The sequence below is a fragment of the Paenibacillus sp. 01T424 genome (genome assembly GCF_056398745.1).
This window is the reverse complement of sequence record NZ_JBFTPZ010000027.1, coordinates 159,352-174,754: the sequence shown is the minus strand read 5'-3', so window position 1 is coordinate 174,754 and position 15,403 is coordinate 159,352. Positions and strand designations below refer to the sequence as shown.

16 protein-coding genes, 1 pseudogene and 1 riboswitch are annotated in these 15,403 nt (G+C 45.7%); of the genes and pseudogenes, 10 read left to right on the top strand and 7 right to left on the bottom strand.

Annotation, left to right across the window (positions count from 1 at the left end; genetic code table 11):
* The first annotated feature begins 4 nt into the window (after positions 1-4).
* The 8 genes from AC1DPK_RS20465 to AC1DPK_RS20430 all read left to right on the top strand — a co-directional run bounded on the left by AC1DPK_RS20465 (position 5) and on the right by AC1DPK_RS20430 (position 7,927).
* Positions 5-1,087 carry a GerAB/ArcD/ProY family transporter gene (locus AC1DPK_RS20465; protein WP_477511458.1) on the top strand — a complete coding sequence of 361 codons (1,083 nt, stop codon included), beginning with the start codon at positions 5-7 and terminating at the stop codon, positions 1,085-1,087.
* A 91-nt stretch (positions 1,088-1,178) separates the two neighbouring features.
* Complete coding sequence (locus AC1DPK_RS20460; protein WP_477511457.1) at positions 1,179-2,651, top strand: glycosyltransferase; 1,473 nt, start codon at positions 1,179-1,181, stop codon at positions 2,649-2,651.
* Between the two features lie 138 nt (positions 2,652-2,789).
* A riboswitch (TPP riboswitch) is annotated at positions 2,790-2,902 on the top strand.
* 184 nt (positions 2,903-3,086) lie between these two features.
* A complete protein-coding gene (locus tag AC1DPK_RS20455; RefSeq protein WP_477511456.1) occupies positions 3,087-4,127 on the top strand; it encodes an ABC transporter substrate-binding protein in 1,041 nt (346 codons plus the stop codon).
* Between the two features lie 68 nt (positions 4,128-4,195).
* Positions 4,196-4,498: a thiamine-binding protein gene (locus tag AC1DPK_RS20450; RefSeq protein WP_054028091.1), complete on the top strand. Its 303-nt coding sequence runs from the start codon at positions 4,196-4,198 to the stop codon at positions 4,496-4,498.
* Positions 4,488-5,261: an ABC transporter permease gene (locus tag AC1DPK_RS20445; RefSeq protein WP_477511455.1), complete on the top strand. Its 774-nt coding sequence runs from the start codon at positions 4,488-4,490 to the stop codon at positions 5,259-5,261. Before AC1DPK_RS20450 ends, AC1DPK_RS20445 begins: the two co-directional genes overlap by 11 nt.
* A gap of 2 nt (positions 5,262-5,263) precedes the next feature.
* A complete protein-coding gene (locus tag AC1DPK_RS20440) occupies positions 5,264-6,061 on the top strand; it encodes an ABC transporter ATP-binding protein (protein WP_339208855.1) in 798 nt (265 codons plus the stop codon).
* Positions 6,062-6,928 (top strand): TatD family hydrolase, encoded by an 867-nt coding sequence (locus AC1DPK_RS20435; protein WP_477511454.1) that lies wholly within the window; start codon positions 6,062-6,064, stop codon positions 6,926-6,928.
* Between the two features lie 207 nt (positions 6,929-7,135).
* Positions 7,136-7,927 (top strand): glucosaminidase domain-containing protein, encoded by a 792-nt coding sequence (locus tag AC1DPK_RS20430; protein WP_477511453.1) that lies wholly within the window; start codon positions 7,136-7,138, stop codon positions 7,925-7,927.
* 112 nt (positions 7,928-8,039) lie between these two features.
* On the opposite strand, the gene AC1DPK_RS20425 is transcribed toward AC1DPK_RS20430, so the two are convergent.
* The 3 genes from AC1DPK_RS20425 to AC1DPK_RS20415 all read right to left on the bottom strand — a co-directional run bounded on the left by AC1DPK_RS20425 (position 8,040) and on the right by AC1DPK_RS20415 (position 10,684).
* Positions 8,040-8,201, bottom strand: a complete 162-nt coding sequence (locus tag AC1DPK_RS20425; protein WP_179089800.1) for a hypothetical protein — start codon at positions 8,199-8,201, stop codon at positions 8,040-8,042.
* A gap of 261 nt (positions 8,202-8,462) precedes the next feature.
* Positions 8,463-9,518 carry a DUF418 domain-containing protein gene (locus tag AC1DPK_RS20420; RefSeq protein ID WP_477511452.1) on the bottom strand — a complete coding sequence of 352 codons (1,056 nt, stop codon included), beginning with the start codon at positions 9,516-9,518 and terminating at the stop codon, positions 8,463-8,465.
* Positions 9,519-9,832: 314 nt separating this feature from the next.
* Positions 9,833-10,684, bottom strand: coding sequence for an MBL fold metallo-hydrolase (locus tag AC1DPK_RS20415; RefSeq protein ID WP_477511451.1), 852 nt, complete (start codon positions 10,682-10,684; stop codon positions 9,833-9,835).
* A gap of 150 nt (positions 10,685-10,834) precedes the next feature.
* Between AC1DPK_RS20415 and AC1DPK_RS20410 the strand changes: the two genes are divergently transcribed.
* Together AC1DPK_RS20410 and AC1DPK_RS20405 are read left to right on the top strand one after the other, a co-directional pair.
* The gene (locus tag AC1DPK_RS20410) at positions 10,835-12,373 is read left to right on the top strand and encodes an FAD-dependent oxidoreductase (RefSeq protein WP_477511450.1); all 1,539 of its coding nucleotides are present in this window, start codon (positions 10,835-10,837) and stop codon (positions 12,371-12,373) included.
* 50 nt (positions 12,374-12,423) lie between these two features.
* Positions 12,424-13,638: an MFS transporter gene (locus tag AC1DPK_RS20405; RefSeq protein ID WP_076268313.1), complete on the top strand. Its 1,215-nt coding sequence runs from the start codon at positions 12,424-12,426 to the stop codon at positions 13,636-13,638.
* A 45-nt stretch (positions 13,639-13,683) separates the two neighbouring features.
* Here the strand turns inward: AC1DPK_RS20405 and AC1DPK_RS20400 are convergent, their stop codons facing one another.
* From AC1DPK_RS20400 to AC1DPK_RS20385, 4 genes and pseudogenes are all read right to left on the bottom strand, one after another.
* Positions 13,684-13,830 carry an excalibur calcium-binding domain-containing protein gene (locus AC1DPK_RS20400; protein WP_256710905.1) on the bottom strand — a complete coding sequence of 49 codons (147 nt, stop codon included), beginning with the start codon at positions 13,828-13,830 and terminating at the stop codon, positions 13,684-13,686.
* A gap of 9 nt (positions 13,831-13,839) precedes the next feature.
* Positions 13,840-14,262 (bottom strand): annotated as a pseudogene (locus AC1DPK_RS20395) (NucA/NucB deoxyribonuclease domain-containing protein); the annotation flags it as partial.
* 199 nt (positions 14,263-14,461) lie between these two features.
* Positions 14,462-14,575: a sporulation protein YjcZ gene (locus AC1DPK_RS20390; RefSeq protein ID WP_083681988.1), complete on the bottom strand. Its 114-nt coding sequence runs from the start codon at positions 14,573-14,575 to the stop codon at positions 14,462-14,464.
* A 168-nt stretch (positions 14,576-14,743) separates the two neighbouring features.
* Positions 14,744-15,223, bottom strand: coding sequence for a MarR family winged helix-turn-helix transcriptional regulator (locus tag AC1DPK_RS20385; RefSeq protein WP_477511449.1), 480 nt, complete (start codon positions 15,221-15,223; stop codon positions 14,744-14,746).
* Between the last annotated feature and the right edge of the window lie 180 nt (positions 15,224-15,403).

The following is a 15,403-nucleotide window of genomic DNA, read 5'->3' as shown; positions in this document are numbered from 1 at the left end:
CCCTATGCAGCAGATTGGCAAAAACCAGCTTTCGATTTTGATCATCGTTTTTTTGATAGGCAGCACCCCTTTGTTCGAGCTCGGCATACAGGCGAAGCAGGATGCTTGGCTGGCGATGACGCTTGCTGCGATTGCTGGTCTGCTGCTTATCGTTATATACGTCCAGGTGCAGAAGCGCTCCCCAAATTCGGAGCTTGCTGAGCTTTATGTTATACACTTCGGAAAATGGATCGGCGGCTTTGTAGGCACACTTCACGCGTTATGGTTTGCTTATGAATCGATGCGCAACGTACGGGACGTCGGAGAGCTTACGATGACGGCGCTGCTGACCTTTACGCCGAAATGGATTGTTATGCTGCTGATTATCAGCGCCGCCGCTTATACCGTCAGCAAGGGAGTGGAAGTATTTGTCCGTGTCGTACAGCTTCTATTTCCGATTGCAGCGCTCAGCTATGCTTTTATTATTTTGCTCCTGTTTGTTGCCAGGTTGCCCAAAATAGCACATTTGCTTCCCGTTTTTGAACACGGGATTGGGCCTGTCGTGAAGGCGGCCTTTCCAGATTTAGTATCTTTTCCATTTGGGCAAATGGTTATTTTTTTCGTTTTTTGGAAGCACGTGAGCGAGAAGAAAGGGATTGGGCCAGTCACTTACAAGGCCTATATTGGCGTATCCTTATTTCTAATTCTAATGAATATCATTACGCTATGCGTATTAGGGCCGGAGCTGTCCTCGCTTACAGCACTGCCGCTGCTTGAGGTTGTGCAGTTAATTAGGCTTGCTAATATATTGGAGAGGCTTGATGTGCTTGTAACCTTGCTTCTGTTCATCGGTCTATATGTCAAAATGACTGCGCTATACATGGCATCGGTATTCATGTTCAATATGATCACTGGTATTGCCTACCGATATTGTGTGCTGCCCATTGGTCTCATTATTTATGGGGCGTCGTTTATCGAAGCAAATAATACTTCCCATATTTGGATTGGACTTGATGTTACGCTGAAGATTGCGCCGTTGTTCCAAATTGTGCTGCCGCTGCTTATGCTAGCCGTTGGAATACGCAAGAAATACAAAAAGGCTGCATGATTGAAAGTTGCGCACAGTGCTCACCCAAGCGGATAGGCTGACATATTTTATGGGTAAGTGAGCCGTTTATGCTTGCTTGAGGAGGATACGCGTGAGCGATGCCAATAGCTGCATGACAAGCATTATTCTCGTTACCTATAATAAGCTTGAATACACGAAGCAATGTGTGGAGAGTATTCGGAGACATACGCAGAGAGGCAGCTATGAGCTGATTATTGTAGATAATGGTTCGACGGATGATACAGTAAAATGGGCTAAAAGCGAGAGCGATATCATCGTAATCGACAATGGCTGCAATGCTGGCTTTCCTAAGGGCTGCAACCAAGGATTGGCCGCGGCCTCGGGCGATCTTCTGATGCTGCTAAATAACGATACAATCGTAACGCCAAGCTGGCTTGACGGTCTCAAGCGCTGCTTATTTAGTGATGAACGAATCGGGGCGGTCAGCCCCGTTACGAATTCGGCTTCCTACTGGACGACGATCCCGGTCACCTATACGACGATAGATGAAATGGAGCTGTTTGCTTCGGCACTGCATGCCAACCCTGACAGAACAAAATGGGAGGAGCGCGTGAAGCTGGTCGGCTACTGCCTTTTGCTGCGGAGAGAAGCATGGGAGAAAACGGGATCGCTCGACGAGATCTTCGGTATCGGCAACTTTGAAGATGATGATTATAGCCTGCGGCTCCGGCTGGCGGGATATAAGCTGATGCTGTGCGGCGATACGTTTATTCATCATTACGGGAGCATCTCCTTTAGCTCAGAGCCAGAACAATATGTACAAAATTTCAGAAAAAATGCCATTGTTTTTATGTCCAAATGGGGCTTTGACCCTGGTGATGCAACGTATATTAGAATGGATTTTAGCACCGTAATTGAGCGGGAATCGCATGAGTACAGACGCGAGAATTGCTCGATTATGGAAATAGGCTGCGGGTGCGGAGCTACGATTTTGCATATGAAGAAGCAATTCCCATCCGCAATATGGTACGGAGTTGAGCGTAATGAGCTGGCGGCTAGAGTAGCAGAAGCTTCGGGAATTACCGTATTCCGCTCGAACGATCCGAAGGATTGGAGGCTGCCTGCTGAAGGTCTTGACGGCATCGTAATCGGAGATGCTCATGCATACGGGACACCGCAAGCCATGAAAAATCTAGTTCGTCTTCTAAAGCCTGGCGGCTGGCTAGTCGGGTGCTTTGCCAATCGCTATTATTTCAACAATATTCGGCAATATTTAGATCCTGCTAATGCACAAGCACAGCATCAAGCGGCATCACAGTACTCAGCAGAACAAGTTAGCCAGCTTTATTTGCAGGCCGGTTTTACCTATGTGAAGATTACACGTGCGGATAATAAACCGCAGGAGCAGCTAGAATACATCCATCTGTTAGAGCAGCTAACGTCTGAAGAGATGTCAAAAGAGCTGACAGCCGCTTATTTGCTCGTATATGGACGCCTTGCTCCAGCAGCAGAGACCAAAGGAAAGGCAGACTTAGAAAGTTCGAAGGCCGCTGAAGAAGCAAAGGTTGAATGGCTGGATGAGCATGTTGATTTAGGGCAATGACAGCTGGTGCAGGAGCTGCACGTTCTGGCTGCCGTATATAGTAAGAGGATGAGTATCGTGGCTTGATGATAATCATTTTCAAAAAAAACTAGCATTAAATGCGGGTTTTGCTATACAATGAATGGTATTGACGAAACCGAATATGTTCCGGGGAGCTGGTTAGGCCGGCTGAGAGGGGATTATCTATACAATTCCGACCCGTTAAACCTGATCTGGATAATGCCAGCGTAGGGACAGAAGCTCTGTTTAGCAAGCAGGCGAGATCAAATTGATCAAGCATTTGCTGTATAAACAGCTGCACAGCCAATGATATGGCGTCCTCCGGATTAGGGGGACGCTTTTTTTTGTTGCGATTAGAATGATGCAGCCATGGAACCGGATACTACGAGGAGTCGTCGCCTATAAGAATCGAAGCATGGAGAGGGGAACAACATCATGAATCAGAAAAAAACAGGGCATTTGTCGTGGAAAATCGTGGCCGCGATGCTTGTGTTCGTATTGGCGCTGGCAGGCTGCGGCGGTGGCGCTGGGAACAAGGGCGAACAGCCGAAAGAGCAAGAGGGAACAGCGGACAAGCCGCTAGAGAAGGTGCAGGTTGTACTCGACTGGACACCAAATACGAATCATACCGGACTTTATGTAGCTAGAGATAAAGGTTTTTTTAAGGAGCAAGGACTGGACGTTGAAATTATTCAACCAGGACAAAGCGGTGCCGATCAAATGGTCGCTTCGGGCAATGTGCAGTTTGGCGTAAGTTATCAGGAGTCTGTCACGATGGCGAGAATTGCAGGCGTGCCGCTCGTATCGATCGCCGCTGTCATTCAGCACAATACCTCAGGTTTTGCTTCACCGCTTGCAAAGGGAATCGATTCACCTGAGAAATTTGAAGGCAAAACGTATGGCGGCTGGGGCGCTCCTGTTGAGGAGGCGGTCATTCAATCGATTATGCAGGAGAAGGGCGCAGATGTGAGCAAAGTAAACATCATGAGCATCGGCGACAGCGACTTCTTTACGGCGGTGAAACGCGATATTGACTTTGCATGGATTTACTATGCATGGACTGGCGTGGAAGCAGAGCTGCGCGGCGAGAAGATCAATATGGTTTATTTAACAGACTACAGCGACAAACTGGATTATTATACGCCGGTAATCGTGACGAACGAAGATTTGATTATGAATAAACCGGAAACAGTCAAAGCGTTTACAGCTGCCGTATCTAAAGGCTACCAATACGCGATCAGCAATGCGGAGGATGCAGCAGAAATTTTAATAAAAGCAGAGCCGGATTTGAATGCGGAGCTTGTGCGCGCCAGCCAAAAATGGTTAAGCTCGAAATATCAGGATGACGCACCGCGCTGGGGCGAACAGAAGCTAAGCGTATGGGAAAACTATGCGGCATGGATGTTTGAGCACAAGCTGCTGGAGAAGGAGCTTGAAGCGGAGAATGCATTTACGAACGAATTTTTACCACAATAAGCTATTCGAACATACGGAGGGCGGGAAAGCCCGCTCTCACTTACAACGATGAGAAAGAAGGAAATCAAATGGCAAACGCATTAGTAAGTATTCAAATATTACCGACAACGCCAGGCGGCGAAAGTGTTATTCCTTACGTGGATCGTGCAATTGAAATCATTAAAGCGGCAGGTGTTCCTTATCGTGTAGCACCGCTTGAAACGACGATGGAGGGTGAGCTGAGCCATCTGCTCAGCGTCGTGCAGTCGATGAGCGAGGCGATGGCGGAGATGGGCTGCCCGTCCGTTATTTCACAAATTAAAATTTACTACAATCCGGCAAACGGCGCTTCCATGGGCAGGCTGCTGGAGAAATATCCAGATGGGCAATAAGAAATCGATTTGGTCGAAAATATGGCAGCCAGCAGCCCTACTGATCGTGCTGCTCGTCTGCTGGCAGGCAGCTGCATGGCTTGGATTATTTCAACAATGGGAGTTTCCATCACCAATTTCAATTGTACAAGAGGCCATCCAAATTTGGCCAAGGTTAATGATGCATACGGGAGCGACGGTGAAAATCATGCTGCTCGGATTTGTGGGAGGATCGGCGTTGGGCTTAATGCTCGCCGCTTTGCTGCATTTAATTCCTGGCGTTCGATCGGCGGTATATCCACTGCTCGTGCTGTCGCAAAACGTACCCATCATAGCGATTGCTCCAATTTTGACGATGCTGCTAGGCTATGGCATGCTGCCAAAGGCGCTGCTGGTCATCATGGTATGTTTTTTCCCCATCACGGTTGCCATGCTGAGCGGGCTTATGAATACCGATGCACAGCTTCGCAACTATTTGCAAATGATCGGTATTCGCAAATGGCAGCTGTTTTGGAAACTAGAGCTTCCTCATGCGATTGTTCATTTATTTTCCGGCTTGAAGATTGCGGCTTCATATAGTGTGTTAAGTGCGGTTGTTGCCGAATGGCTTGGTACAAACAAGGGTCTTGGCTCATTTATGCTTATTTCGTCCAAAGGTTTTATGCCAGATCGTGTATTTGCGGCAGTTGCCATCATCGTTGCGCTGAGCTTGACTTTATTTGGTTTAGTAACGTTAGCGGAGCGTCTTGTCATACGTTGGCGCCCTGAGAAAGAGGTGAGCTGACAGTGGTCAATCGTGCTGAGCATCATTCAGTGACGCTTCAAACGCAAAATATTCGAATGAAGTTTGGCAAAGGACAGATGAGCAAAGAAGTGCTTGGCGGGTTATCCATTTCAATAGCAGATGGGGAGTTCGTATCGATTGTAGGGCCGTCCGGCAGCGGTAAAACAACCTTGTTTCAAATTATCGGCGGTTTGGAACGTCCTACGGAAGGCGAAATTTGGATCGATGGCAAGCAAACGACGGGCGAACGCGGACATATTTCCTATATGCCGCAGCAATCGTCGCTGCTTCCATGGCAAACCGTTGCCGGCAATATAGAGTTGTCTCTTACGATCTCTGGCGTTGATAAAAAACTCGCGAAGGCGAGGACAAAGGAATGGCTCGAGCGAATCGGGCTGCAGGAATATGCGGATTCTTATCCGCATGTGCTCTCTGGAGGAATGCAGCAGCGGGTTTCTTTCCTCCGGGCACTGCTTGCTCCGCAGAATCTCATGCTGCTGGATGAACCGTTTGGCGCACTGGACGCCTTGACGCGGCAGCAAATGCAGCAGTGGCTTATGTCGATCTGGGAGCTGAATCGAAGATCGGTGCTGCTCGTTACCCATAGTATTGAAGAGGCTTTGTTTCTATCGGATCGGATTATTGTGCTGTCACCATCGCCGGCAGTGGTGCTGGAGGAATTTCAAGTGCCATTCGAGCGTCCGCGTCATGAGTCTTTATGGACAGACCCACGGTTTTATGCGATGAAGCAGCGCATTTATGATCTGCTTAAGACGGGTGCGAAGGAAGGAAACGTATAGATGGCGATACAAACAAGCAATGATCCGCGCGAAGGGCAATTGTACTCGGAATCTCCTCAGCAGGAAGGCACATGCATAGACGCGCATATTCATATTGATTTGTATGAAGCAGAGCAGCGTGATGAGCTTCTAGAGCGTGCGTTCGCAGAAGGTGTAGCAGCTGTGATTGCCGTATCTATGCATTTGGAATCGTCTATTGTGAACCGTGACATTGCCCTGCGTTACGCAGGGCGTGTGCACCCTGCTTATGGTTTCCACCCAGAACAGCCCATACCAGCCGATAAGGAGCTTGATGAGCTATTCGATTGGATTCGTTTGCGTCATGAAGCAGGGGAACGGTTTGCAATTGGCGAAGTAGGGCTGCCGTATTATACGCGAACAGAAGCGCAGCAAGCTGGGGGAAATATCGTTTTTGATGAGAATCCATACCTGCAGCTGCTGGATCGGTTTGCTGCGCTGGCCAACGAACTTGATCGTCCGATTGTATTGCATGCAGTATATGAGGACGCCGGCAAAGCTTGCGACATATTGGAGCGGCATGGTGTTCGCAGAGCGCATTTTCATTGGTTCAAGGGTGATGCTGAGGTTATCCGCCGAATGGTGGCAAGCGGCTACTTGGTGTCGATAACGCCAGACGTCGCTTACGAGGCAGAAATACAGCAGCTTGTAAGGGAGTATCCCATTGAGCTGCTGATGGTGGAAACGGATGGGCCATGGCCGTTCGAGGAAATCTATGCGGGTCAGCAGACGCGGCCTGCAATGGCTGCAGATGCAGCAAAGCATATTGCGAATATAAAGCAGCTGCCAGCTGTGCAGGTTGCGGAAATAATGCTAGCCAATACGCGCCGCTTTTATGGACTCCTATAGTATTCAATTCATACAGAAAAGGCCGCTCCATCAGAATGAACAATCTGAGGATGCGGCCCTTTTATATTTAAAATGCAAAAAAACATAGTGGTAGAGTCGACCTTTCATACCACTTTGTCCATTGCCACTTGCGCTTTCACAGCATACAAAGATAAGGACAAGGCAATAGATGGCAAGCCAAAGTGGACAGTAGAAAGGAGACAGACGATGGCACAGCTGACGAAACAACAATTTATTGAACAATTAGCTCCGACGGTTATAAGAATAAGGCGAGAAGGATCAACGATGTTTCCATCCGTACGTTTAGCGCAAAATGTACTCGAAACCGGCGGTGTTATTCACCCGTGGTACAACTTAGGCGGTATCAAGGTGGGCAGTGGACAGACGAATGCATATTGGCACGGAGAAGCGGTCGTTAAAGGAACATGGGAGGTCGTCGATGGCCGAAGCGAGAGTACTCGCGCTGCTTTCCGAGCCTATGAGAGCGTCTATCATTTTTATAAGGATTTGGATTTGCTGCTGGCTACTTCGCGTTATGAGCGTGTTCGCAAGGCAGTGACGCCAGAACAGCAAGCTGACATGCTGTACGCATGCGGCTATGCGACAGATCCGGCTTATCCAGCCAAATTAAAAGCCATTATTTCGCAGTATGGGTTGAAAAAATATGATGTTTTAGGCAGCACGCCGCTGCCTAAGCCAGAGAAGCTGAAGGATGCAGAGCTTGTTGTCGTTTTGTACAAGGGAGAGGTTATTTCAGATGGCTACTTGCTCAAGGGTACAACTTGGGTACCGGCAAGGCTGCTTGGTGAAGCGCTCGGAGCGAAGATTGATTGGACGGGGAAAAAGGTTACCGTAAACGGCAAAGAGCTCGACTCGATTTTGTCCGAAGCAACAGGTTATGTACAAATAAGAGATCTGTCCGCGGAGCTTGGGTTAACCGCTAGTTGGGAACCGACTGCGCGAGTCATATTGCTGTCGCAGGTGAAAGCAGGCAGTTAGTTAAGCGATTTAAGCTCCTTCCATCCTCTAAAATAAGCAAGAAGCCAGCGGATCATCCGTTGGCTTCTCTTTTTGTAGTGCCGTTTAGAAATCATGCTATGGAATGAGCAGTTTATTTGCCTTTTTTGGATGCAGCCCAAAAAGCGAGTACGACAAGGGGGATAAAAATGTACCACGGAATGGTAATTGTACCGCCAACAATAACAGCGAGCACCATCACGATCAAGACACCGAGAATAATGTAAAGACAGCCTCTGCCGAACGTTTCCATCATTAATCGCCTCCTAAAGCTTAGGTTTTGCCGAGGCAAAACCTCCTTCGCAAGCAGTCACTTCTTGAGAGTATATTCGGTAATAACGTTTTTATGGGTGATATGGTTCCAAAAATTGAAGGGACAAAGAGGCTGCTGTATGAAATCAAACGGCCCAAAACAAACAAAAAAATGACCCGCATCGCTGCGGGCCGGTGTCCTAGATCTATATATCAACAGTGGGGTTGATGTCTCTAAGTATAAAAAACGAACCTTAACGCAGCATTAAAATTGTTTGTCGGTTTGTTTACAATAGCGTTCGTTACGAATGGCTGGAATCGTCCAATAGGTGGCCATTCTCCAGATCCATTCCATCGGTCCCATTTTGAAAAAGGAGAGCCAGATCATACTGAATATCATTTGGATAATATAAATGCCGATGCAAAGCAGTGTCGTTTGAATAGGGCTAAGCATACCGTTTAAATTAAAAAATGCTGCCGCCATAAGCACGATAATCGTTTGCCCTAAATAGTTGGTTAAAGCCATTTGGCCATAGGCGCTTAAAGGTTTGAGCAGCGTACGAATAAATGGATGCTGAACAGCCCGTACAAGAGTAGTGACATAAAATAAAGCGACAAGAAGACCTATAAATGCGACTGCTCCTTGGTAAATTTGCATGGCTATCATTTCAGATGAAGAGCTGCCTTCTTCAATGACCATAACATTTTGCTCGGGTAGTATACGGTACTGGATAAAGATACCAATAGCGGCCATTGCAAAAGAGATCCAATGCAGCTTGCGGATCGCAGATTTTGACTCTGCAAGACGTTGAAACACCTTATATTGTCCAGCTGCAAGCCCAAGCAGAAACAAGGGTAGAATAAGCAATAGTTTGCCTCCTAGAAAGGCGGCAGGAAGTATAAGCGCTAAAGCGATAATCAGATTGATTTTTGGTTTAAGCTTGTAGAAAGGTAGAAGGAGGAAGCCGGCAATTGCGTAAAGAAACAAGGCTTCTCCAGGATGGAATTTCTGATGAACAAATCCTATGGCTAGCAAAAAAATAAGCCGGCGAATAAATAAAAGGTAGCCGTTATTGCCTTTCTCGATCGCTCTAGATAGAAATAAATAAAAGCCTACGCCGAATAAAAAGGTGAATATGACATAGAAACGCGATTCTACCGTCAAATCTAGGATACGAGACATATACCAATTAGCAGTCCCCGCTTCAGCTGGCGCTACGTTAAGAAGGGGCAAAATATTGACAAGCAGAATGCCAATTAAAGCAAAACCTCGCAAATAATCAAGCGTTTCAATTCGTTTGTTTTCAGAAATAGGGTTCAAGCAGCATACACTCCTAATCTTTACTTTGAATATAAAATGGTTTGGACTTTATTTTAAAAGGAATCTTTCCCTGTGAAGATTACAACAATAATTACAGCAGCGACAGTTCTGATCGTTTTTAACCATTGATTCATAAGTGGTTGCCTCCTCTGATGTTCAATAATCTATTTCCTATCATAAAGAAAAAAACGATAGGCAGCCATCGATTAGAGTGACATTAAAGGTGACAAGATTGTAAGATGCACTATAGGTAGAAACAGAAATAGGACGGAGCAGATTAAGCAGCTGCTCCGTCCTATTTTTAAGTAAACTGACTAATGTATCTGGTTATGGTCTGGAACAAAACGTCCATGCTCCGGAACCGCAATTTCTTTAAATTTTTTCGTAAGAAGCTTGAGATTATCAGACAAGGTTGCGCCAAACATCGGTTCCCCGTGACCGGTAATCGCCAAATTCGGATTCAGATCTTTGAGATTTCTAACGGATTGCTCGGCGGCTTTCCAATTAGTCGTAAAGTATTTAGGGGGACCGCTAATTTCCTGCTCCTGTGTGATGACCTTATATAGCGATTCCTGCTTAACTGTTGCAAATGCGTCACCTGCAATCAAAGTGCCATCCTCAGGACGGAAAAATGAAGTATGTCCTGGTGTATGCCCCGGCGTATGAATATACTTCCAGCCTGGCATTCCCGGCAAGCTGCCGTCTGTTGGAAAGGGATGAACTTTGTCGTCGAGGTGAATTCCTTTATGGGGGAAGAAGGTAGAAAGCTCAGACAAGAGACCGCCATGTACAGAGGAGTCCGCGGGCGGATAATCGGATTCTCCATTCAAATAGGGCAGCTCCAGCTTGTGCGCGTACACGGGCACATTCCAGTGTTCAATCAATTCAATAATGGCACCGACATGATCGAAATGGCCATGAGTAAGCAGAATCGCTTGAGGAGCGGAATCAAAGCGTTCCTCTGCTTCTTTAATGATTTTATGGGCGGATCCTGGCATGCCTGCATCAATAAGGACCCAGCCAGCTTCTGGTTTCTTTGGATCACCTATAAAACAAATATTGACGAATTGGATTGAGTAACAATAAACATCAGGCCGATAAGCAAGTCCATTTCCACTAGCAGAAGTCGTTATCGGCACAAAAGAATGCTCGAATGAGCTCTCCAACGTAAAACGCCTCCTTTTTCATCATTCTCTTGTATAAACTGTCCAAATGACTATTGGTTATGCTTTTGGCTTAAGCAGATCATTATTTTTAGAATGAAATAATAGCAATTGGTACAAATTAAGGTGCATTATTTCTAGGAGGTGATGGTCATGGAGAAAACGTATGATTTACCCAAATTTCCGGAGTCTTACTGGTCAGAAACGTCGAGCCGGCAATCTTCATACGCCATACTTGAAGAGAATATAGAAGTTGATATTGCCGTCGTTGGAGGCGGGATTTCGGGTGTAACAGCTGCTTATTTATTAGCTCAGGAAGGGTTTAAAGTTGCCCTTATAGAAGCGGGTCAGCTTCTTAATGGAACAACGGCGCATACCACTGCGAAGATAACAGCGCAGCATGATCTTATTTATGATGAACTTATGCAGAAAGCTGGAGCGGAAAAGGCAGCATTATATTACAAAGCGAACAATGATGCCCTTCAATTCATTAAGGAAACGATCAAGCTGCATAAAATGGAATGCGGATATTCCGTACAGGATGCGTATGTTTATACCGATTCAGAGGCATACATAACTAAGCTTGAGAACGAGATGTCTGCTTATTCGTCGATCGGCATTCCTGGCTCTTTCACGAATCAAATCCCTTTGCAGATCCCAGTCAAAGCGGCTGTCATCATGCAGGATCAAGCGCAGTTTCATCCATTGCAATATTTGTATGAGCTTGTACGGAAGTTCGTAGAAGCAGGTGGATTTATTTATGAGAATACGACAGCTATTGATGTAGAAACAGGCCCATTGCCGGAAGTGATTACAAGCAAAGGATACCGAATTAAATGTAAGCATGTCGTTTCTTGTACTCATTTTCCATTCTTTGATGGGCATGGGTTTTATTTCTCAAGAATGCATGCAGATCGTTCCTATGTACTCGGCATTCATGTCGAGGATGACATTAAAGGCGGCATGTACATAAGCGCTGAGGACCCGAAGCGCTCGATTCGCTATGTGGAAACGTCGAAAAACACAAGGCTGCTTCTCATTGGAGGTCAAAGCCATAAAACAGGTCAAGGGATTTGTACAATTAATTATTATGAGGAGCTGAAAAGATACGCGGAGCAGCATTTTCGGGTAAAAGAAATTGCGTATCGTTGGTCGGCCCAGGATCTTGTTACTGGTGATAAGATCCCGTATATTGGCCGAATAACGGAATCTTCCACTAATGTTTTTGTTGCGACAGGCTATCGTAAATGGGGCATGACGAATGGCACAGCCGCCGCTTTGCTTATTAGAGATTTAATTATGAAGAAGGATAATGCATATGAGGAGCTTTATGCGCCTTCACGCTCGATGTCGCTCGGAACGATCGCGAATCTTATTGTAGATAACGCCGATGTGGCGAAGCATCTTATCGCGGGCAAGCTCGAAATGGCTCATAAGCGTCCGGAGGATTTGGCACTGGATGAAGGCAGTGTCGTGCTTTTGCATGGAAAAAGAGCAGGAGCTTACAAATCAGAGGATGGAAAATTATTTCTCGTAGACACAACCTGCACACATATGGGCTGTGAAGTGGAATGGAATAATGGGGATCGCACATGGGATTGTCCTTGTCATGGCTCTAGATTTGCGATTAATGGCGATGTGATGGAGGGGCCTGCAGAAGAGCCTTTAAAAACCTTGCATCTTCGGCATTAAAAATGAACCCTGATACGTCAAACCATTCCAAATAAGAAAGGAGTACATCTGTGAAAAAAAAGTGGGACTTAGCAGCTTTAGCATCCATTCCATTAATTATGACGCTCGCTAACTCAATGTTGATTCCCGTATTGCCCTTAATGAAGAAAAAACTGAATATCTCATCTGTGCAGTCGAGCTTAATCATAACGGTTTATGCTGCAGTCTCGATTATTTGTATTCCAATCGCTGGGTATCTGTCAGATCGTTACGGACGGAAAATAGTCATTATTATAGGCTTGTCCATTGCAGCGATTGGAGGACTGATATCAGGCTTAGCTGCTTGGTTGATGCATTCCCACGTTTATGCGGTCATTTTGGCAGGAAGATTTATACAAGGGATTGGGGCTGCAGGTGCTTTTCCAATTGTCCTTCCGTTAGTAGGTGACATGTTCGAGAGTGAGGAGGAAGTTAGCAGTGGGCTTGGGATGATTGAGACCTCCAATACATTTGGAAAAGTGCTCAGTCCGGTATTAGGTTCGGCGCTTGCCCTAGTTATATGGTACTTGCCTCTTGCTGTTATTCCGTTCATATCATTAATTTCAATCATTGGGGTTATTTTCCTCGTAAAGGAGCCTAAATCAAAGCAAAAGAAAAAAGAAGAGAGCAGTTTAAAAAAGTTTTTTCAATCCATTAAATCGATACTCGCTGAGAAGGGGCACTGGCTTTATGCAACCTTTGCCATCGGTGGTCTTGCAATGTTCATTATGTTCGGATTTCTATATTACTTGTCATCGGTCTTAGAGGACCATTACAAAATCGAAGGCATTTGGAAAGGATTGCTGCTAGCCATTCCTTTAAGCGCCATATGCCTTGCTTCGTTCATCACTGGAAAAATTGTAGGGGAAAACAAAGCGAAAATGAAGTGGTTTATTGTCATCGGCACTGCTGTACTTGCGGGGATGATGCTGGTTTGTGGAATCATCAATACAAAAGGGATATTTTTTCTAATTACCTTTATGTTTATAAGCGGAGCTGGTATTGGATTAGCCTTGCCGAGCTTGGACGCTTTAATAACGGAAGGGATAGAGAAAAAACAGCGAGGCACCATTACCTCGCTGTATAGCAGCACGCGTTTTATAGGCGTAGCCGTAGGTCCATTGATTGCATCAGTATTGCTGAAAAACGAAGCATTGCTATTTTATTTGTTTGCGGGATTTGCATTGCTTTGCTCCATACTAGCCTTGCTGACGATTAAGCCAAGCAAGCAGAAATCGGCTTCGTGAGAAGGATTATATATGATCAGCTGCACGAAGCATTTCGAGGATGGGTTAGCTGCATGCTATCCCATCTTTATCACGATCCAATTTCAAGGAGTATCCGGGGTCTCCTTTATGTAAAGGCGCGGCCCCAGCTGCTTTAGCAGCTGCACAATTGGCATAATAAACGGTTTCTTCTGTTGGCTTCGGCTGCTCCATCGCTTCATCCATAACGAATAATACACGCGTTCCGTCCTCTAAATCAGTCAAAAGATTTCCAATCCACGAACCAGCGCCGCGATTATCCTTAGGAGAAACATAAGCGATATCCGCACCAGCACCGCCTTCTTTGCACATGGCCATCGGCCATTCATCTCGATCATAGCCCTTTTTGGTTGGAATCCCCCGTAACGAGGCTTCACGATTAGCGTTAGCGCCATCTCGATCGATCGTACAAACCGCTGAAGCACCTGCACGAATGGCTGCTGCAATATGCGCCATCGTCTCTGGATAACGATCAGTAGGCAAATGGATCGTCATTCCATACTCTGAAGCAGTGGAAGCCGGGTTTGAATCAGAACTGATAATGAATTGTCCGCATCCTGTGAGGATAAGCGTAAGGGTGAGTAATGCGGCTAACAATGATCTCATGATGTGTCTCCATTTCTAGTCATTTGAAACCATCATACAATACAGCTTGCAGTCGCGGATAGGATGAGGTTTACAATACTGTGCAAAAACGGATAATTTCGAATATAAAATGAATGTAACGGAGAAAAAAAGAAGACCTATCGAGTAGGTCTTCGGAGGAAGTGTATGAGGATAATATAGAAGCTCAGTGTTTAGAGGGTTATCTGCCGTAACCGCCGAATGCACCACAAGTGCAAGCGATAATAACCAACAAGATGAAAAGGACCAGAATCGTACCAGTGTTAGTGAAAGCACCGCCAACGTGACCGGACATTTTTCATAGCACCTCCTTTGAATTGAAGATTCTATAGGTTATGCTCCACTTTTTCTTTTTGATTGGGTGTTTGTCATAGAGACATTATATATATGTCACTAGCCTATGAGAGCCTTTTGTGATGGAGAATTTGGTGATTTATTAGGAATTCAGCATATGGGATACGCTTTATTTTAAAACGTGTGCAGAAGGATTAGAGATATCCTTATTTTCAATGAGCTGCAATAAAAGGTCAAAAAATTGTTGACGCTGCTCAGTGGAGAAGTTGCTTAATAATTGCTCTGCAATTTCCGATTGAAATGCTAGAACTTGACTTATATTGGCTTGCGCGAGTTCTGTGAGCTCCAACAGCGTAGCTCGACGATCAGTCGGATCGGGGATTCGGATAAGAAGTTTATCCCGTTCCAGAGCATCAACAAAATCAGTAACGGTACGCGCTTTAATGCCTAGTTCAGAGGCTAGTTCATTCATGCGAATTTTCCCGGCTTTGTAGACGACAGATAGAAGGCGCAGCCTTGGGCCGGTAATTTGATAAGGCATGTTAAGCGCGGATAATTGTGTTTCAAATTCTCTTTGAATATAGTGTGTTGTCCTCATTAATACATGAATGATGTCTATAGGTACGGGATTGTCCGAGTGCGTAAACATAAGTGCCTCCTTGTTCGACGTATAATCGGTATCGCCGAGCTGTTTATTTTCTATTTTAGCTGATTGTTTTCAAGTTGCAAAACTTCGCATACGTTATTAGCTAATACCAGCTATATCAGTATTTCATATCTTGACACCTCTCATATTAGTGTGTATCCTCAGTAATATATTATAGTGAGG